This window comes from Streptomyces sp. NRRL B-1347 (assembly GCF_000720325.1).
In the GTDB taxonomy this organism is placed as follows: domain Bacteria; phylum Actinomycetota; class Actinomycetes; order Streptomycetales; family Streptomycetaceae; genus Streptomyces.
The window spans coordinates 13604-33280 of record NZ_JOJM01000081.1 but is presented as its reverse complement, the minus strand read 5'-3'; the positions used below and the strand labels follow the sequence as shown (position 1 = coordinate 33280).

Sequence of the window (19677 nt, the reverse complement as noted above, 5' to 3'; positions counted from 1 at the left end):
GGCGGTCAGTTCAGGGAGGTACTTGCGATGCTCCGGCCATACGCAGACCTAGGCGCTGCGATCACTGCCGCGATCGCACAGGGGTGCTACCGCCGTGGCCGGGCGCGTTACCCGTACGGGTCCCGACACGGCGATGAGCGGCACGAGAACGAAGGCCAGCAGCACGGATGCGGCCATGAGTGCGCGGGCCTTGACCGGAGCGTATGCGGCGATCTTCCGGTGCGTCTTGGGGATGCGGTTGAAGAAGATCGCGATGCATGAAAGAGCGAGGGCCAAGAGGAGTCGCTGGGAGAGGACTGCGCCGTCGACCGTGTAGTTGGGCCCGCCACTGAGCACGTAGAGGCCGTAGCCCTGGCCGACACCTACGTAGGCGGAGCCCGCCATCGCTGCCGTCGACACCTCTGCGCACGTACCCCGCCCTGTTCGCACGACCGCTCCTCCCGCGGCCCCGCGCCGTCGGCGGAGAACCGCCCGGGCCGTCACCGCGCCCGGCGTCCTGCTGTCCCTGGCCCTCGGCCTGTGGGGCGTGCGGCGTGACGGCACGCTGTGGCGGGACGAGGCGGTCACCTACGACATGGCGCGGCGCGGCCTGCCCGACCTGTGGCGGACGCTGGAGAACGCGGACGCCGTCCACGGGCTGTACTACCTCCTCATGCGGAGCCTGTTCCTCCTGTTCGGCGACGCCGATCCGCTGCTGGTGCTCCGGCTGCCGTCCGTCGCCGCGACCGCCGTCGCCACGGCCGGGGTGGCGTGCCTCGGCCGACGCCTCGCGGGGCCGCGCGCGGGGCTGCTGGCCGGGGTGACCTTCGCGCCGCTGCCCCTGGTGCAGTGGTACGCGCAAGAGGGACGGTCGTACGCGCTGGTCCTCGCGGCGGTGGTCTGGGCGACGTACGCGCTGGTACGTGCGGTCGAGACGCGCCGCCCACACCGATGGGCCCTCTACGGGGCGCTGATGCTGACGGCCTGCGTGCTGCACGAGTTCGCGGTGCTCGCCCTGGCGGCCCACGCCGTGGCCCTGCCCCGCGCGGCTCGGCGCCCCTGGGCCGTGGCCGCCACGGCGGTCGGCCTCGGGCTCGCCCCCTTGGCGCTGCTCAGTCACCGGCAGTCGGCACAGGTGGACTGGATCGGCGCCCCGAGCTGGTCGTCGGTCCTGTCACTGCTCGGCACGTGGGCGCTCGCGCTGATCGCGGTGACCGTCGTGACGAGACGCCCGCACCCCGGGCCGAGGGCGCGCGCCACCGTCTCGCTGCCGGTCCTCGGCCTCGCGCTGCTGGTCCTGCCTCCGCTCGTGCTGTGCCTCGTCTCCGTGGTCAAGCCGCTCTACGTGGACCGGTACGTGCTGTACGCGCAAGCCGGTCTCGCCCTCCTGCTCGGCGCGGCCCTCGACCGGCTCACCCGTAACGCGCGACGGCACGCCCTCGGGGCGGTCGTGGCACTGGGCACCGCCGTCGTGGCGCTGCTGCCGGTCTCGCTCGATGTACGGGCCCCGGAGAGCCGGGTCGACGACACCACGGCGGCCGCGCGGGCCCTGCGCGCCACCGGGGAGTCCGGCGACGCCGTGCTGTACCTTCCGCTGCGCCGCCGCGTGTGGTCACTCCCGTACCCGTGGGCCGCGCGCGGCCTGCGCGACATCGCCCTCGCCCGGAGCCCGGCCGACTCGCACACCCTGTACGGCACCGAGGTGGCCCCCGACGTCCTGCGCGTGCGACTGCTCGCCGAGAACCGCGTCGTCGTGGTCACCGATCCCGCCGGACAGCCCGTCGACGCGGTACCGGGCGAGAAGGTGAAACGGGAGGTGCTGGCACGGCACTTCAAGCCCTGCGCGACTCGCCGCGCCGATGGGGCCCGCGTGGTTCTCTATGCCCGTCTGGGGCATTGCTGATCGTTGCCGGAGCCAGAGCCGGGGCACCTGGGTCGTATCGGGGGTGCCGTAGTGCACGTGGAAGGAGTAAATGCCCTTCGGCACACGCCAACTACCCACTCTTCAGGCCGTGTTCGCAATGGCACGCTATCTGATTAGCCGTCAGTCCATGACGTGTCAGGGGCCAAGGCTCGAGGCACCGCGCGCCCCGGCTCACCACACACCAACGATGGCCGAAGCTCGCCTCCCCACTTTGAGTTGGTACGCACGCGCCTCTTGCGGCCAGAGGGAGAAGAGGGAGTAATGATGGGTGCACCGGCGCCCCCATGCGCACCGGGCGGGGCTCACCACCCTCCTCGGACTCGATGACGGCTGCGCGCACGCGATCGCCACCACCGCAGAGCGGGGCCTGCACGTGCCGGTGCGGGCATCACGGCACCGCGGACCACTGCATCGCGGGGCGTCGGCACCACGGAACCACGGGACCACGCCCACCAGGACGCACCATCCTGACTGACCACCAAGAGCCACGGCACCCAGGCCTCTTCGGACGGCACGCACAGCAACGTCACTCGTAACTGGCCACGTGAACCGGCGGCACAGACCATGAGGGGGACGACGCACATGGCATCAGGACAATCTCCACCCCGCGGCGCCCGGCGGAGGGTGCGCACCACCCGCGGCTGCCTGCTCCGGGGCCCCGGCCGACGTCGTATCCAACTCCCCCGCGACACGGCCGGGCACCCCGGAGCAGGGTTTCCCCCCACCCGCAGGAAGCCGAGCCGTGTCCACCAGGCTTGACTCGCACCCGGCGAGAGACGACGAAGCGCTGCGGCACGTGCTCGAGGACGCATCGATGGGCCGGTGGGAAGGGCCGCGGGACGTACTCGTCGCCACCGGGTCGGACTGGGACCGAAGGATCTTCCGCCTTCAGGTTCTCGCGGAGGCCGGGGCACGGCTCCGGTTCGCCGACACCTGGGCCGAGGCCGAGCCGCACTCCGCGCACGCCCTCGCGGGACACGACAAGGGCCGCACTCAGATGGAAGAGGCCTGGGCCACCTGCCGAGCCGCGCTGGACGTGTGGCCCCAAGACGTGGCGCCCCTGGTCGTCATGCTCGCGCTGCTCCGCACCCACGCCCCCGACCGCGACACCCTCAACCACGTGTGGTCGGAGATCAAACAACGCGATCCGTGGAACCGCGAGGCACACCACGAGATCGTCACCTATCTCTTTCCCCGCCATCACGGCGCCCAGGGCGAGGCCATGTGGTGGGCCGAGGAGCAGGTGGCCCTCGCCCCCCAAGGCCAGCCCCTCGCGGTCCTGCCGCTCGTGGTGCTTGCCGAGGCACACCGCTGTCGGCAGGAGCAGAACCAGGGCGCGTACGGCCTGGTGATCCATCCCTGGGCCGACTGCCCACAGGCCGAGCAGGCACTGGAGCGCTGGTGGCGCCACCGGACACCGCAGCCGCACGCCTGCTTCGCCGACGACGCCAACTACCTGGCGCACGCCCTGTCGTTCGCGAACCGGCACGGCGAGGCGCGGGAGGTCTTCGACGCGATCGGCCCGTACGCCACGCACGTCCCCTGGTCCTACTGCGGCCGCGCCCGCGAACTGTTCCTGCGCCACCGCACCTGGGCCCACAGCCCGCCCCGGCGGCGAAAGCGCCCCTGAGGGCGGGGCTGCTCCCCGCACGCCATGACCGTCACACAGGAGTCACACAGGAAGGGAAGGGCACCCGGTGCCTCTCGATGTATCCCGCGTCTCCGACGAGGAGCGCCTCAAGCAGCTCGGCTACCGGCAGACGCTGTCGCGCTCCATGTCCGGCCGCGCCAACTTCGGCGTCAGCTTCACCATCATCTCGATCCTGTCCGGCTGCATGACGCTGTACGGCTACGGCATGAACACCGGCGGCCCCGCCGTCATCATGTGGGGCTGGCTGTTCGTCGGCCTGATGACGCTGTTCGTCGGCGGCGTGGTTCACCGGCTGGTTCAACACCCTCGGGCAGATCGCGGTCACCGCGGGCATCGACTTCGGCGCCGCCACCTTCCTCAACGCCCTGCTCGACCTCCAATTCGGCTACGCAGCCACCCCGGGCCACACCATCACCCTGTTCGGCGCCATCCTGCTCCTGCACGGCGTCCTCAACACCTTCGGCGTGCGCATCGTCGCCTTCCTCAACGAACTCTCCATCTGGTGGCACATCGGCGGCGTCCTGGTCATCTGCGGCGCCCTGGTCCTCGTCCCCGACCACCACCAGTCGACCCGCTTCGTCTTCGGCGAGTTCGTCAACAACACCGGCTTCACCTCCAGCTTGTACGTGGTGGCCATCGGGCTGCTGATGGCCCAGTACACCTTCACCGGCTACGACGCCTCCGCCCACATGACCGAGGAGACCATCGACGCGGCCACCGCAGGACCCAAAGGCATCGTCCGCTCCATCCTCGTCTCCCTCGCGGCCGGATTCGTCCTGCTCTTCGGCTTCACCTACGCCATCCAGTCGTACTCCGGCGCCCTCGGCTCCGAGACAGGCGTACCCCCGGCTCAGATCCTCATGGACGCCCTCGGCGCGGCCACCGGCAAGTGGCTCCTCGTCGTGATCATCGTCGCGCAACTGTTCTGCGGCATGGCCTCGGTGACCGCCAACTCCCGCATGATCTACGCCTTCTCCCGTGACGGCGCGCTGCCCTTCTCCCGGATCTGGCACAAGCTCCACTCCGCCACCCGCACCCCCACCAACGCCGTCTGGCTCGCCACCGGCGGCGCCTTCTGCCTGGGCCTGCCCTACCTGTGGAACAGCACCGCCTACGCCGCCGTCACCTCCATCGCCACCATCGGCCTGTACATCGCCTACGTCATCCCCACCTACCTCCGCCTGCGCCAGGGCGACCGGTTCGAGCGCGGCCCCTGGCACCTCGGCTCCTGGTCCACCATCATCGGCACCGTCGCCGTCGCCTGGGTCGCGGTGATCACCGTGCTCTTCATGCTCCCCCAGGCCTCTCCCGTCACCGCCAAGACCTTCAACTACGCCCCCATCGCCGTCGGCATCGTCATCGCCTTCTGCGGCATCTGGTGGCTGGCCTCGGCCCGGAAGTGGTTCCTCAACCCGCACCACCCGCGCAACCGTGCCCCGCACCAGGTACACGCCGTCGAACAGGAGGCGAGTCACCCTTAGCGTCCACGTGTGCGCCGACTCCACGCCGCCGGTCCGTACCCGCCCCACATCACAGCGGGTCACTCCGTCGTCAGTCGAGCGGTCGCCGCCAGCGTCAGTGAGACGGTGCCTATCGCGTCCCATCGGTAGGCACCGGCCTCGTGTCGCGTTTCCACCACATCAACGCTGATGCGGGAATCGACCTCAGGTGCGCGGACATCTGCCGCGCCGGGTATACAGCCGCCCGGCCCTGGCAGGGCAGACGCCCCGTGTGGGGCGCGCGAAGCCGCCGTTCAGCCGGTTCGTCCACGGCTACGCCCCTGAACGTCGGTCGACTCGTGACTGGAGTGCTGGTATCACAGCGATCCTGTCGGGCGGGAATCGCTCCCACAGGACGCCCGGCGTGGGAGGGATGGGATCGCAGCGACGACGAGCGTCTTGCGCGTGACCAGTCCCGCCGGCTCCTTCGCCGATGCGTGTACCGGAACGGCCACAGGCCACACTGCACAGAACGATCATGTCGACGGGTCGGACGGCCTTGATGGTCCTGGCAGTCTGCCACGCCGTCGGCGTGCTGCCTGGGCGAGCGCGACAATCCCCACGGATGGGGCCCCGGGCGGAACCACGCCTGACGACAGTCCCGCCGTCGGCAGGCACGAGCTGCGGGTGGGGGCCGATGCCGTGCCGTCAGGACCGCGTACCGTCACCTCAAAGGACAGATCGTCCGTGTAGCGACGGCAACCGCCCGGGAAGCTGAGGAGTGCGATGAATTCGTGGAAGGCCACGCTGGACGCGGCGGGCATCGACAGTCCCCAGCTGCGCGCGGACTTCACCCGCCTGCGCCGTGTGGTCTCGCGCTACCGGCGCCACCAGTACCTGGCTGTCCGCCTGCTGCTGCCCAAGCCCATCGTCCCGCACGTGATCGCCACGACCGTTTTCATGCACCACACCGACACCATCCTGGACCGGGAAGGGCCGGTGGAAGGGCGTGCCGCCGCCTATGACCGGTGGGAGGATCTGGTGCGCGAAGCCCTGACGGCCCAGCAGAGCGACCACCCCGTGCTGCGCCCGCTCCTGCACACGTACAGGGCGTTCCCCCAGCTCGAACACCACATCAAAGAGTTCCTCGGCGCCGGACGGGTGGACCTGGAGTTCACCGGATTCGCCGGTGAACAGGACTACCAGCACTACATCGACGCCTACTCCCTGCCCGCTTTCATGCTCGTGGCCGGCCTTCTGACGCCCCGCGCGGACGAGGCCGGTTACCTCAGCGCCTGCCGCCGGTTCATCGACGGCAGCCAGCGTCTCGACTTCGCCACCGACCTGGCCGAGGACCTGCGAGCAGGGCGGTTGAACATCCCCACCGAGACACTGGAGCGGCACGGGGTGACCCGTGCCGACCTCGAATCGCGCAGGGAATCCCCAGACGTCCGTGCCCTCCTCGCCGAGTTGATTCGTCAGGCCCAAGCAAGTCTCATCGAGAGCTACACCCTGGTGGCGTACCTGCCCGAGGCCCACCGCCCGATGGGAAGGGCGCTCATCGGCATGGAAGAACTGACAGCCGACGCCGCCAGGCGCAAGGGAGCACAACTGCTGAGCTCCTCGGCGCGCGCCTCCATTCCGGCGGCACTGCGCCTGCTGGCCCGCGAATACCGGCGCCGAAGCTGACGGCCCTCACGGGGAGCGGACCGGTAGGCGCCGGAAGGTGCTGGGAACGTAACATCGACATCGTCTGGCGCGACGCCGTCCCGCTGCACACCCTGCCCCGGCTCGGACCCAGAGCCACAATCCACCGTCTACCAGACGGCCGACCACATCCGCCAGCTCTGACCCCGTCCCGCCGCGCCGCGCGGAGCGCGACGCCGTCGCCGAGTTGGCCGGCCTCCTGGAAGTCGATCCGACCGCCGCCCCCTTCGCCTGCATGTGCTCAGGGGACGTGACCTTCACCGTCCGGGGCGAGTTCGGCACCGACCTCGGCACGCCAACCCTGCACCTGGAAGGCGTAAGCCATTTGGCGTTCGCGTCATCGCCCGGCAAGCGGGCGCAAGGCCGCGCGCCAGCTGCCGCGGACGCCGGGCGCATGTCAGTCGCCGGGCCCGGGCCGGTCAGCGCGGTAGACGTAGTGCGTCCAGCCATCGACCGGATTGTCCGGTTTCAGGTTTCCGGTGCCGACCCGGCGCAGCCCGGCCTTCTCCAGAGCTCGCCACGAAGCGCGGTTGGCGGCCGCCACAGGGACGAGAACGCACGGAGTCGCCGGGTGCTCGGACCAGGTGCGGTCGATGACCGAGCGAATCATCGCCGTCCCCAGGCCCTGCCCGATCCGCTGCGGATCACCGATCAGGTAGTCGATGGTCATCGCCTCGTCAGGTACGGCAACGACGGCCACCAACTCGGTCAAGTAATCGGGGTAATCGTGCAGGCGTGAACGCTGCACCAGGCCGACCGGACAGCCGTCCAGCAGGGCGAGGAGGTCCTCCGACGGCTCCTCGCCCCGGGCAGCAGGGCCGAAGTCACGCGCCACCGCTTCCGCTGTGGTTTCGTGATTCCACCAACGCAGCACATGCGGCTGTCGCAGCCAGCTGCCCAGCAACGGAAAGTCCGACTCGACGACCCGCCGCCACGTGATCACCACACGGCGCTCCCCTTCATGCTCCACCACGTCCCCGCACGCCAACGCAGTCTCTTGCGCTGCCCCCATGGTCTTCTTCACCCTCACCGCCAATGCGCAGGGGGAATGCTCAGTCTCAAACAAGCTGCTACAACAGGCCCTGCTGGTCCGGCCCTCAACTGGATTCTGGAGGCGCTGCCAGCGGGACGGTACGTCGGCAGGAGGGCGGACGAACACGCTGGTGGCGATCAACCTGCCCAAGGACAGCGTCAAGCTGGCCGCGACAGACTGGATTTGTCAGGATGGCCACAAACAGGAGTGCGTAGGGAGCGCATACCTGCGAACGTTCACGCCATCCTTCTGGGCCCACGGCTATCGTCCGCCCCTATGGGCACTTCCGTTGCGATGGCAGCTGCTCTGGCTCAAAGGAGGCGGTGGTGGAGGGTGAACCTTACGTGACTCTGGACGAGCCGATAGCAGTGGTAGGCGCTTCGTGCCGCTTGCCGGGCGGGATCAACGGCCTGGATGAGCTGTGGACCGCGCTGATGGAAGGGCGTGACCTGGTCGGGGTGGCACCGCCCGACCGGTTCGACGCCGAGCGGTGGTTATCGGCCAACCCTCGTCGGAGCGGCAAGTCGTACACGGTGGCGGGCGCGTTCCTGGAGGACGTGGCGGGCTTCGATGCCGGGTTCTTTCGGATCTCCCCCCGGGAAGCGGCCCAGATGGACCCGCAGCACCGGCTGCTGCTTGAGCTCGCGGTGGAGGCCCTGGACGACGCGGGCGCCGTCACCGGCTCGCTGGCGGGCACGGACACCGGTGTCTTCGTCTCCGTGGGAGGCCACAGTTACGCCACGCTGCAGGCGATGCGTCCCAAGCTGATGGACAGCCACAGCGCTCTAGGGATCATGACCTCCTTCGCGGCCAACCGCATCTCCTTCCACTTCGACCTCCGAGGGCCGAGCCTGGTGGTGGAGTCCGCGTGCTCGTCCTCTCTGGTGGCTCTGCACGAGGCGTGTGAAGCGCTGCACCGGGGGCGGGTCGGCATGGCCGTGGCGGGCGGCGCCAATCTGCTGCTCGCTCCGACCGACTTCGTGGCCTCGTCCCGTGCCACGATGCTCTCCAGACGAGGCCGTTCACAGACGTTCTCCGCCGCCGCCGACGGATACGTACGCGGTGAGGGCGGCGGCCTCGTGGTACTCAAACGGCTCGCGGACGCCCAGCGCGACGGTGACCGCGTTCACGCGCTCGTCCTGGGCACCGCCACCAACAACGACGGTCACACGCCCGGCATTTCGGTGCCGGACGCGGGCGCGCAGCAGTCCCTCTTGGAGCAGGTCTATCGCCGGGCCGGCGTCGATCCGGGCGATGTGGTGTACCTGGAGACCCACGGTACGGGGACGCCGGTGGGAGATCCGATCGAGTGCCGGGCCCTGGGTCTTGCGATGGGCCGCTCGCGGGGGGCGGCCGACGCCTTGCCGATCGGCTCGATCAAGACCAACGTAGGGCACCTGGAAGGCGCTTCCGGGATCGCGGGCCTGCTGAAGGCGATGCTCGTGCTCCGCCACGGGGCGATCCCTGCCTCCTTGCACGGCACCCCTCTCAGCAAGGCGATCGACTTCCCCGCGCTGGGTCTCGAACCCGTCCTCGCCCCGCGCCCCCTTGAGGTGAGCGCGCGCTCGCTGGTCGGCGTCAACTCCTTCGGCGCGGGCGGATCCAACGCCCACGCGATCCTCGCGGCACCCCCTTCCGTCGCGCCCGCCCCTGACGAGCCGTCAGCGCACGGGGACGTACCGGTCATCGTCTCGGCGCGGACCCGTGAAGCTCTCGTCGAGGCTTCGCAGCGGATGGTGCGGCGTCTGGAGGACCTGGACGAGCCGGACTTCTACCACCTGGCCGCCACATCGGTCCACCGCCGTGAGCGGCACCCTTACCGTGCGGCGGTCCTGGCGAGCACCGCACGGCAGGCCGCCGGGCGGCTGCGGGCTCTGGCGGAGCACTCACCCGACTCCCGGTCAGCGGCGGCCGCCCGTGGCGTGCCGCGGGGCAAGGTGGCGTTCGCGTTCAGCGGCAACGGTGCGCAGTGGGCGGGCATGGGAGCCGATCTCCTGGACGGCGACGCGGTGTTCGCCGCCGCCGTGGCGCGGGTGGACGCGCTGCTGACACCGGTCCTGGGCTGGTCGGTGGAGCAGGCGCTGCGCGCGGCGAAGTCGGAGAGTTCGGCGGCGACGGAGATCGCCCAGCCGTTGCTGTTCACCGTGCAGGTGGCCACGGTGTGCGTACTGGCGGAGCGGGGCTTCAAGCCGGAGGCGGTGGTCGGGCACAGCGTCGGGGAGGTCGCGGCGGCGTGGGCCTCGGGCGCGCTCGACCTGGCCACGGCGTGCCGCGTGATCGCCGAGCGCAGCCGGGCGCAGGGGCCGACCGCGGGCCTGGGACGCATGGCCGCCATCGGGGTCGGCGGCGAACAGGCCCGTGCCCTGCTGGCCCCGTACGAAGGGCGCCTGGAGATCACGGCGTTCAACAGCGACCGCGACCTCACCGTCGGCGGCCCGCTGGACGCGCTGCGGGAGCTGGGCGAGGAAGCGGCACGGCGAGGGATCTTCTTCCGGCTGCTCGACCTGGACTACGCGTTCCACACCGCGGCGATGGACGGCATCCGTGACGGGCTGCTCGCGGCACTCGAAGGCGTCGAGGCGCGCACCGCGGACACGGCGTTCGCCTCGACCGTGACCGGAGGCCTCGTCGACACCCGCACCCTGGGCACGGGCTACTGGTGGGACAACGTACGGCAGCCGGTGCGGTTCGCCTCCGCCGTCCAGGAGCTGCTCGCCACGGGGTACGACACGTTCGTGGAGATCGGGCCCCACCCCGTCCTCAAGGGCTACCTCACCCGCCTGTGCTCCGAGGTCTCCGCACAGACGGCCGTCGTCCCCACGCTGCTCCGCGACGCCGACGGATCCGCCGCGCTCGACACCGCGCTCGCGCATCTCCTGGCCGTCGGCGCCGACGTCGTATGGGAGGAGTGGTTTCCCCGGCCGGCCCGGGTGGTCGACCTGCCGGTCTACCCCTGGCAGCACGAGCGGCACTGGCACGGCTCCCCCGACTGGTGGGACGCGCGCCTTGCGCTCGGCAGCACCGGCCATCCGCTCCTGGGAGAGCGCGTCCCGGGCCCCGAGCCCGGCTGGGAGTGCGATGTCGAGCCCGAGAGGGTGCCGTGGACGGGCGACCACCAGATCAGCGAGAGCGTGGTCATGCCCGGCATGGCCTTCGCCGAGATGGCCGTGGCCGCGGGCGTCGAGGTGTTCGGCGCACCCGTCGAGGTCGTCGGCCTGCACATCGACGCCGCACTGACCCTGCCCTGGCAGGACGACGCGATGGACGTGCGGCTGCGCACCCACCTCACTCCTGACGACGGTACGACGCGGATCAGCAGCACCGACGGCGACGGTTCCAGCTGGCAGACGCACGCGCACGCCCAGGTGCGGCGCCTCCTGCGCACCCGGCCCGACCCGCTGGCCCCCGCACCCGAGGCAGGTGCCGATGCCGGGGCCGGGGAGCGGGCGGCCCAGGCCCACTACGCCCGCTGTGCCGAGGCCGGCCTGACCTACGGTCCGCACCTGCGGGTCCTGCACGACCTGCGGGCGACGGCGCACACCGCCACTTCCCGCTACGAGCTGCCGCCGTCCACCACCACCGCCTTTCACGCCCACCCGGTCGTCATGGACGCCGCGCTGCAGACCGCGCTGACGCTGCTGCCCGACGACGGCCGCGTCTACCTGCCCGTGTCCGCCGGAGCCATCCAGTGCTGGCAGACCCCGGACGCCGTCGGCCTCATCGACGTACGGGCGCGGACGATCACATCTGACGAAGGCGTCGTGGACGTCACGGTGACCGACCCGCACGGCGAGGTCACCCTGACCATGACCGAGGTACGCCTGAAGGCCCTGGACGAGCGCGGCCGTCGGCCCACGGAGTACTACACCACCGAGCTGCGCGCGGTGCCGCTGGCCGCCGTCCCCGCCCCGGCCATCGCGGCCTCCGAACTCGCGGAGGCGACCCGCACCGAACGCGAGGCCCTGCCACGCGGGTGGCGCGACAGCCGGGAGAACGGCCTGGCCGCCCGGACCGGCGAGCTCAGCGGTCACTTCTTCGCCCAGGCGGTGCAGGAGATGCTGCCCGGTGAAGACGAGTTCTCGCTGAGTGGGCTGCTGGCGGTCGGGCTGCGGCCGGACAGGGAACTGCTGGTCCGCTCGTTGGCCCGGATGGCTTGCGACGCCGGTGTCCTGGAGGTCTTGGACGGTGATGTCCTGGCGGCCGTGGATGGTGACGTCTCGGCGGCCCTGGACGGCGACGTCCCGACGGCCCTGGACGGCGACGTCCCGACGGCCCTGGACGGCGACGTCCCGACGGCCCTGGACGGCGACGCGGAGGGCCTGGACGGCGACGCGGAGGGCCTGGACGGCGACGCGGAGGACCCCCGCTGGCGGATCGTCGCGCCGCCGCGCCCCGCGGCCGTGCTGCGGAAGACGGCGGCCGACTTCCCGGCCGAGGCCGCTTTCTTGACCCTGTCCACCCTGTGCGGCAGCCACCTGGCACCCATGCTCCGCGGTGACCTCGATCCGGTGGACCTGATGTTCAACGGCGCCGACCGGGACCTCATCGAGCAGGTGTACAGCACCACCGTCCCCTCCCGCCTTGCCCGGCGAGCGGCCGGGATCTATCTGCGCGAGTTCCTGGCACGATGGCCTGCCGACCGGCCGCTCAACGTGCTGGAGGTCGGCGGCGGCACCGGAGGCACCACCGCGTCCCTCCTCCCGCTGCTGCCGCCCGAGCGCACCAGGTACGTCTTCACCGACGTATCGGCAGGGTTCTTCACCCGGGCCCAAGAACGCTTCACCGCCTACGACTTCGTCGAGTACCGCACCCTGGACATCACCTCAGAGCCGGTGGCCCAGGGCTTCGCCGAGGGCGAGTTCGACCTGGTGATCGCCGCGAACGTCCTGCACGTCGCGCCACGTCTCACCCAGGCGCTCCACCACGTGACCTCGCTGCTCGGCGACCGGGGAGCCCTGCTGGCGGTGGAGGCGAGCGATCCGCGCCTCGACGACCTGTGCTTCGGCAGTTTCGATGGCTTCTGGACGTTCGCCGACGCCCCTCTGCGCACCCGCAGCTGCCTGCTGACCGCCGACCGGTGGATGCCGTTGCTCACCGCGTGCGGCTTCACCGACGCCACGTATGCAACCCAGGACCTCGACGTCGACGACGCCGACGACACCGTCATCTTCGCCACGCGCACAGCCCCTGATACGACGCCTGTTTCTGATACGACGCCCGCCTCTGATACGACGCCCGCTTCTGGTACGACGCCTGCCGCTGATACGACACCTGTCGCTGTTACGACACCTGTCGCCCCGGAGCCCGCCGCACGGGACGGGCAGAACGCCGCACGGTGGCTCGTCGTCGCGGAGCGCCCCGATGCGGAGCTCGCGGGTCGGCTCGTCGACTCGCTGCGAGAGGGCGGCAGCCCCGAGGTGGCGCTCGTCTCCGCGCGGGACGCCGCTGGTGCGGAGTGGCCGCAGCCGCACGGCGTACGTCCGTCCGGCGTCATCGTGCTCCTCGACGAGACGGCTTCCGAGACCACGGGGGTGGGGGCCCGGCGGCCGTCATGCCGCTCCTCGCCCGACGAGGACCTCATCGACCCCATGCTCCAACGGGCCGCCCTGCTGCGGGAACTGGTCGCCGCCCGGCACCGCGACCCGTCGGCTGACCGGCTGCCCCTCGTCGTCGTCACCCGGCCCAGCGGCGCGCTGCCCGCGCCCGAACGCCCCCTCGTGCCCGTGGACGCGGCCGTGTGGGGCATGGCGCGCAGTCTGGCCAACGAAGAGCCGTCTCTGCGTATCCGGCGCATCTCTCTGGACCGCGGCAGCGACGCCGCCCGGGACGCCGCGCGGCTGACTGAAGTGATCAACACGGACACGGCGGAGGACGAACTCGTCCTGACCCGCGGCGGCTGCTTCGCCCCGCGCACGACGGCCCGTCTGCCCGCCGCCCCCACCGCGGCCAGCACTCCCTACCGTCTGCACACCGACCGCGGTGGCCCGGCGCCGTCGCTGTCGTGGGTCCAGCACGCGGAGCGCACCTCCGGTCCCGGTACCGGTGTCGGCCCTGAGCCTGGGCCCGGGCAGATCGCGATCGCCGTGAAGGCCGCCGCACTCAACTACCACGACGTCATGACCGTCACCGGCTTGATCACCGAAGACGCCGACTCGTCCGACTTCGAGCACGACCGTGTGGGCCTGGAGTGCGCGGGAACCGTCACCGCGGTCGGCCCCGGAGTGACGGACTTCGCCCCGGGCGACCGCGTGTTCGCCTTCACCACGTCCTCGATCGCGTCCCAGGTGACCACGCACGCCCACTTGGCGGGGCGCATTCCTCCCGGCATGGGCTTCGCGGAAGCCGCGACACTGCCCATCGCCTTCGCCACCGTCCACTACAGCCTCGCCGACCGCGCGGATCTGCAGGCAGGCGAGACGGTCCTGGTCCACGGCGGGGCCGGGGGCATCGGCCTGGCCGTCCTGCAACACGCCCAGCACGTAGGTGCCCAGGTCATCGCCACAGCGGGAACCCCTGCCAAACGCCGTCTGCTCCGCCACCTGGGAGCCGCGCACGTCCTCGACTCGCGCAGCCTGGACTTCGCCGAACAGGTCCGCCGACTCACCGGCGACGAGGGAGTCGACGTGGTCGTCAACTCCCTGACCGGCGAAGCCGCGGCCCGCAGCCTGGAACTCCTGCGCCCCGGCGGCCGGTTCGTGGAACTCGGCAAGCGCGGCTTCCAGACCAACAGCCGTCTGCTGCCGAAGGCCCTCGCCGCCAACTGCAGCTACCTGGCCGTCGACATCCTCAAGATCGTCGCAGGTCCCTCGCGCCGCGCGCGGCGCGTCACGGAGGCCGTCACCGATCTCGTCCGCCGCGGCGTCTACCGGCCCCTCCCGCACACCATTCATCCCGCCGCGCAGCTGCAGGAGGCACTCACCCTCTTCCAGCACTCCCGCCACGTCGGCAAGGTCGTCCTGTCACTCGAAGAGCGCCCGCCGGTCCGCTCCGCACCCACCCCGCTCCGCCTGGACCCCCACAGCACCTACCTGATCACCGGCGGCCTCAGCGGCTTCGGCGCCGCCACCGCCCGCCACCTGGCCGCCCTCGGGGCCCGGCACCTCACCCTCGTCGGCCGCCGCGGCGCCGACACCCGCGAAGCCGCGGCCCTCCTCACCGACCTGCGCGCCCAGGGCGTCGACGTCGGTGTCCACGCCGCCGACGTCACCGACCCCGCGGCCCTCCGTACCGTGATCGACTCCGCTCCCCTGCCCCTGCGCGGTGTCGTGCACGCCGCGATGGAACTCAACGACACCCTGCTCCGGGACTCCACCGACACGGCCTTCCGCGCCGCGCTCCCCGCCAAGGCCACGGGCGCGCACCTCCTGGACACCCTCACCCGCCACCTCGACCTCGACCTCTTCGTCCTCTACAGCTCCACCAGCTCCCTGCTCGGCTGGCCCGGACAGACCAACTACAACGCGGCCAACGTCTACACCGAAGCCCTGGCCCGCTCACGCCGCCGACAAGGCCTGCCGGCCCTCGCCGTCGGCTGGGGCGCCATCGCCGAGGTCGGCTACGCCGCCCGCACCTACACCGACGAGTACCTGAGCCGGCAGATCACCACCCCGCTGGCCCCCGCCGCGGCCCTGGAATCCCTCGCGCTCCTCACCCACTCCACCATCGACGTCGCCACCGTCGTCGCCCACGTCGACTGGCACCGGGTACGCACCGCCACCGTGGCCGGCGACGTCCCCCGCCACACCCACGTACTCGCGGCCGTCCCCGAGACCGACGACAACTCCCACACCCTGCGCGAACAGGTCACCGCACTCGACCCCCCACAAGCGGAAACCCTGGTGCGCGACACACTCACCGAGCTGCTCGCCCGGCTCCTGCGCACCCCCACCGAACGCATCGACCAGTCCATCGCCCTCAAGAACCTCGGCATCGACTCCCTGCTCGCCACCGAACTCACCACCACCATCCGCCGCAACCTCAACTGCGAACTCGCCACGGTGGCAGTCATCAACGCCACCGGCACCGACCATCTGGCCCGCATCCTGCTGCCGCAGCTGCTGACTCCCAACGGCTCACGGAACGAGCCGGATTCCTAGTGAGCCAGGTCGTCGTCGCACCCGCGGCCTGGCGGCGTGCCAGTTCCGCCACTGCGAGGGCGGGGGCGCTGTCGAGCCAGGGCGCCAGGCGCCGGGTGCCGTCGCGGATCTCGGTGACGCGCCGCGGCAGGGCGATGCGGGTGCCCGGGCGATGGAGCGCGCCATTGGCTGGATCACGAGAGTCTGCGGAAAAGTGCGCGACTCCGAGCGGCTCATCTCCCACAGCAAAACGTGATCCAGTGAGCTTCCGGCGTACGTCTCCAGACCGTGGGTCCTGCCAGAGCAGACTCCGCTCCCAGCCCACGCTCACCGCGCCTCACGGAGCACGGGGTCAAGCACAGCTAGTGCTTGACCTGCAACGTTGTCCGGGTCGCTGACTACAGGTGCCTTCGGGCTTGCTCCTGCTGAGGAGCTGGGCGCGTGCAACGATCGAAGGGTGGACGCACCCGCCTTTCCGGCTCTCCGACGCCTGCTGATCGACTCCCTGCTTGTGCTCGGGGCCGACGCATCCATTCAGGCAGCCTAATCCGTACTTAAGGGCGTTCCGAGGGACCGAGTGGATCTCGGGATGTTCGAGTGCCGGATCGTGACATCCAGGGGCAGCCGGGCGTATGACGCCTCAGCGTAGACAGGGTGGGCGATCTTGGAGTGAGGGTGGTGGCGGCTGACTGAGCAGGAAGAGCAGAAGCTGCAGAAGGTCGTGCGGCGGGGGCGGCACCCGTACGGACAAGGTGCTGGGGTGAAGTCGTACGCGGATCGTCGCCGCCACCCTCGCCCGTGAGCCGCCCCCAGCGCTGCCACGCCCGTACGTACGCCTCCTGGACGGCGTCTTCTGCCTCCGCGAGATCGCCGGTCATCGCGTAGACGGCGGAGACGACGCGCTTGGCCGTCGCCGTGTAGAACGCGTCGCACTCCTCCGCCCGCCGCACGGTGTCCACTCTGGACGACCCGCTGCCGTGGGTGCGGACCGTGGCCGCCCGACTCGCCATCAGCACCTGGCGGCGTACGCGGAACCGGGTGCGCGCACAGTCCCGGCACGGCCCGCAAGCCGACCTGCCGGAGTTGTCGGCGGACCAGGTCGCTGGTGGCGGCACTGCGTGAACTGCCGCCCAGACAACGGCAGCTAGTGGTCCTGCACCATCTCCTGGACCTGCCGGTGGAGCAGGTCGCCCGGGAGACGGGTGCGTCGAATGGCGCCGTGGGCACCCGGCTGAGCCGGGCACGCAAGGTGCTCGGCGCCCGCCTGGCCGAGGACGAAGGCACCGGTGCGGGCCGCCCCGCACGCATCAGCGAGGAGGTAGAGCCATGGCTGACGTGAAGGTCGAGGAGCTCCTCGACGACGTGGTGGTACGGCCGCCGAGCGCGGCGCGGGTGCACGCGCTGGGCGGTCGACGGCGGGCCCGACGCCGGGCCGCGGGCGCAGTGGCGGCCGTGGCCATGGTCACCGGCGGGGCGCTTGCGTGGGAGGGTCTGCCGGGCGGTGGTGGCGACGGCCGGGATGTGCGGTCGGCAGTGAGTCCGCGTGGCCCCTCGATCGTCCTGGAGGGCATGCCGCGGATCCTGCCCGCCGACGAGGTTCCCGGCAACGGCCGCTGGCAGTGGCAGGCTCCTTGGAGACCAGTTCCCTTGGTCGACACCAGCGGCTCCGACGCGGTAGTCGACCTCGACGCAGCCTTCACCACGGCCAGTCCTGCGCCAGCCTGTACCCGCCAGCCTGCCCTGGCCCCATGCCGCTGGGTGACCGCCATCAGGCCGGGCAATGGAGGGCGCCAGCCGGGCGCCTCACCGGCTTTGCTGGTCAACATCCGCCCCGAGCCCTGCGGCCTCTCCCAGCGGCGATCCGCCCCGTCGACTGCGGTCTCCTCTGGCACGTGATGCTGTTTCGACAAGCTCCTGGCGAAGGCGCACTCACTGCTGGGGCGACCGTGCCCAGGCGGCGACGGATGACGCCCCGCCTACGACGGCCCCTACGCCAAAGCCGCCGCCCTGGTCCACCACCTGACACACCCGCAGGACAGCAGGAGGGAGGTCCGGGCCGGGAGCGCGATCGAAGGTTGATCGAGCCGGACTCGCTCGATCAACTGCCCGCCGCCAAACGCCCTCCTTGCCGCTGGTGCGGATCGGGAGGACCTTGTTCGTCTGGTCCGCGCAGTTCTCCTGACATGGACCTCGCAGGTGTGACGGAGCTGGCCCTTGGCCGTAGTAGGGCCAGTCCTTCACACTGGTCATACGGTGGATGACCGGGTGATGAAGCAGCGTCGAGGGGGCTTCGACAAGAGATCGGCATCACGATCACTAGGAGCAGATCACCACGGGCTTGCCCGGGCAGCGGATCTACGATCGGATACAGGTGAGGGTGCCCACCGAGCAGGCTGCGTAGGGCAATCACCAAACGGTTTCGCACCGCAGCAATCACCTGGTCAACCCACAGGGCGTCGTCACGGCGTTCAAGCCGATGGCGGCCTCATCCGCTGCAGCGCGCTAGAGGAGGCAAGTTCGTGCCATCGGCATCAGAAGTCAGGGATCTCCTCGTCCCACATTTGATGGGCAAGCTGTTCTGCGGGAGCTCCGCGCTGACGGTTACCGGCTTGGATGTCGTGGAACATGAGCGCACGTTCACGCTGGTGATGGAGCTGAAGAGTACTAGCCAGCGGTGGCGGGTCCGGCTTGAGAGCGACAGGTCCGAGATGGCGATCTTCGATGGTGCGCCCCCGTACGACCTGGTCCGCAGCGTCGCGAACAGCTTCCACGCGCACCTCTTCGAGTGGTGGGACACGAAGGGCAGCAACCGTCGGGCAACAAAGCTCGGCGAACGCCTCGACTGAGGCCCTGTGACGACCACTGGAACTCAAGCTCAGAGCTGAGGGGCGCTGTCGTGTCCAGACCGCCTCTTCAGCCGTGCCTGGTGCGCGGTGTGCGGTTCTGGTACCCCACAGTTGTCTCTTCTGTTGTTGCGTGTCCGTGTGGGTGCCTGGATTTCCGGCTGGTTGGTGCCGTGTGGTAGACGGCGATTGGTTGCAGCCTCAACGCATGGGGTCGGGTGAGGGGGCGCGGCAGCAGCGCAGCGGGGCGCGGTTCACGTGCCCGTATTGCGGTTTGCCGCAGGATCGCATGCTGACATTGGACCAGGATTGGGTGCTGCTGGAGCCGGAGATGTCCGTACCGGCGCATGTGGTACCGGCGGAGCATCGGTGGGTGGTGCTGTCGGATGGACGGGTCACGGTGTACGGGGTGTGCCCGCCGGAGACGTTTCAGCAGTGCCGGATCGAGCACCGACTGGCGTGTCCACAGCAGCAGTTGCCGGATCTGTGGCCGTGGCTGACGGCGCTGCGGACGGAGAACGCGCGCAAGTCGGACCGGCACGAGGAACCATCGGCGCCGGAGGCGGACCTGAAGCTGCCGGACGCCGGCTAGTGCGTTGTCCGTGAATCCTCACCGGTGGGTGTGTGTGGATCTCTTCCTGGCGTAGGAGTTGGTCATCAGCCCTGTTCCGGGAGGAGGCCATGATGGCCGCTCCGGTGCGTGCCCGGCGGCTGACGGACGAGGAGGGCCGCGCCCTGCGGCGCATCGTGCGGCGCGGGCGGCAGGAGACGGTGAAGGTCCGTCGCGCGATGCTGGTCCTCGCCTCGACCTGCGAGAACACTCCCGCCGCGATCGCCGAGCTGGCCGCGGCCGACCCCGACACCGTCCGGGATGCCATCCACGCCTTCAACGACACCGGACTGGCCTGCCTGGACCCGCACTGGGCCGGCGGCCGGCCACGCCGCATCACCGCAGGCGACGAGGCATACCTCGTCGCCCTCGCCCGAACTCGGCCCCGCGCCCTCGGGCTTCTCCTCACCCACTGG

General features: G+C 70.6%; 13 protein-coding genes and 2 pseudogenes. 11 read left to right on the top strand and 4 right to left on the bottom strand.

All coding sequences use genetic code 11. From position 1 onward, the window contains the following. Positions 1 to 48: 48 nt before the first annotated feature. Positions 49 to 399, bottom strand: a complete 351-nt coding sequence (locus IG74_RS48325; RefSeq protein ID WP_158857966.1) for a hypothetical protein — start codon at positions 397 to 399, stop codon at positions 49 to 51. A gap of 127 nt (positions 400 to 526) precedes the next feature. Between IG74_RS48325 and IG74_RS0139235 the strand changes: the two genes are divergently transcribed. The 4 genes and pseudogenes from IG74_RS0139235 to IG74_RS0139220 all read left to right on the top strand — a co-directional run bounded on the left by IG74_RS0139235 (position 527) and on the right by IG74_RS0139220 (position 6682). Beyond that, positions 527 to 1882: a glycosyltransferase family 39 protein gene (locus IG74_RS0139235; RefSeq protein ID WP_234334599.1), complete on the top strand. Its 1356-nt coding sequence runs from the start codon at positions 527 to 529 to the stop codon at positions 1880 to 1882. 763 nt (positions 1883 to 2645) lie between these two features. Continuing rightward, positions 2646 to 3533 (top strand): hypothetical protein, encoded by an 888-nt coding sequence (locus IG74_RS0139230; protein ID WP_234334598.1) that lies wholly within the window; start codon positions 2646 to 2648, stop codon positions 3531 to 3533. Between the two features lie 67 nt (positions 3534 to 3600). Next, positions 3601 to 5035 (top strand): annotated as a pseudogene (locus IG74_RS46670) (amino acid permease). A 744-nt stretch (positions 5036 to 5779) separates the two neighbouring features. Continuing rightward, the gene (locus IG74_RS0139220) at positions 5780 to 6682 is read left to right on the top strand and encodes a phytoene/squalene synthase family protein (RefSeq protein ID WP_030687339.1); all 903 of its coding nucleotides are present in this window, start codon (positions 5780 to 5782) and stop codon (positions 6680 to 6682) included. A 415-nt stretch (positions 6683 to 7097) separates the two neighbouring features. On the opposite strand, the gene IG74_RS0139215 is transcribed toward IG74_RS0139220, so the two are convergent. Next, positions 7098 to 7724, bottom strand: a complete 627-nt coding sequence (locus tag IG74_RS0139215; protein WP_324607533.1) for a GNAT family N-acetyltransferase — start codon at positions 7722 to 7724, stop codon at positions 7098 to 7100. 332 nt (positions 7725 to 8056) lie between these two features. On the opposite strand from IG74_RS0139215, the gene IG74_RS0139210 reads away from it, so the two are divergent. Next, positions 8057 to 15829, top strand: a complete 7773-nt coding sequence (locus IG74_RS0139210; RefSeq protein ID WP_078869450.1) for a type I polyketide synthase — start codon at positions 8057 to 8059, stop codon at positions 15827 to 15829. On the opposite strand, the gene IG74_RS54850 is transcribed toward IG74_RS0139210, so the two are convergent. Further along, the gene (locus tag IG74_RS54850) at positions 15741 to 16052 is read right to left on the bottom strand and encodes a DUF6545 domain-containing protein (protein WP_420710022.1); all 312 of its coding nucleotides are present in this window, start codon (positions 16050 to 16052) and stop codon (positions 15741 to 15743) included. The two genes, IG74_RS0139210 and IG74_RS54850, sit on opposite strands and share 89 nt — an antisense overlap. 310 nt (positions 16053 to 16362) lie before the next feature. After that, positions 16363 to 16818, bottom strand: a complete 456-nt coding sequence (locus IG74_RS54845; protein WP_078869454.1) for a sigma factor — start codon at positions 16816 to 16818, stop codon at positions 16363 to 16365. On the opposite strand from IG74_RS54845, the gene IG74_RS54840 reads away from it, so the two are divergent. The 6 genes and pseudogenes from IG74_RS54840 to IG74_RS54830 all read left to right on the top strand — a co-directional run. Further along, entirely contained in the window at positions 16760 to 16930 is a 171-nt protein-coding gene (locus IG74_RS54840; RefSeq protein ID WP_420710024.1) for a hypothetical protein, read from the top strand. The genes IG74_RS54845 and IG74_RS54840 overlap by 59 nt on opposite strands. Before the next feature lie 25 nt (positions 16931 to 16955). Beyond that, positions 16956 to 17147: a sigma factor-like helix-turn-helix DNA-binding protein gene (locus IG74_RS54835; RefSeq protein ID WP_051856324.1), complete on the top strand. Its 192-nt coding sequence runs from the start codon at positions 16956 to 16958 to the stop codon at positions 17145 to 17147. Further along, positions 17135 to 17704 carry a hypothetical protein gene (locus tag IG74_RS0139200; RefSeq protein ID WP_030687332.1) on the top strand — a complete coding sequence of 190 codons (570 nt, stop codon included), beginning with the start codon at positions 17135 to 17137 and terminating at the stop codon, positions 17702 to 17704. The genes IG74_RS54835 and IG74_RS0139200 overlap by 13 nt, the downstream gene beginning before the upstream one ends. Before the next feature lie 668 nt (positions 17705 to 18372). After that, positions 18373 to 18654: a hypothetical protein gene (locus tag IG74_RS0139195; RefSeq protein ID WP_234334597.1), complete on the top strand. Its 282-nt coding sequence runs from the start codon at positions 18373 to 18375 to the stop codon at positions 18652 to 18654. A gap of 205 nt (positions 18655 to 18859) precedes the next feature. After that, on the top strand, positions 18860 to 19243 hold the full coding sequence (locus IG74_RS0139190; RefSeq protein ID WP_030687327.1) for a DUF6083 domain-containing protein: 384 nt from the start codon (positions 18860 to 18862) through the stop codon (positions 19241 to 19243). Positions 19244 to 19332: 89 nt separating this feature from the next. Beyond that, positions 19333 to 19668: pseudogene (locus IG74_RS54830) on the top strand (helix-turn-helix domain-containing protein); the annotation flags it as partial. Positions 19669 to 19677 lie beyond the last annotated feature (9 nt).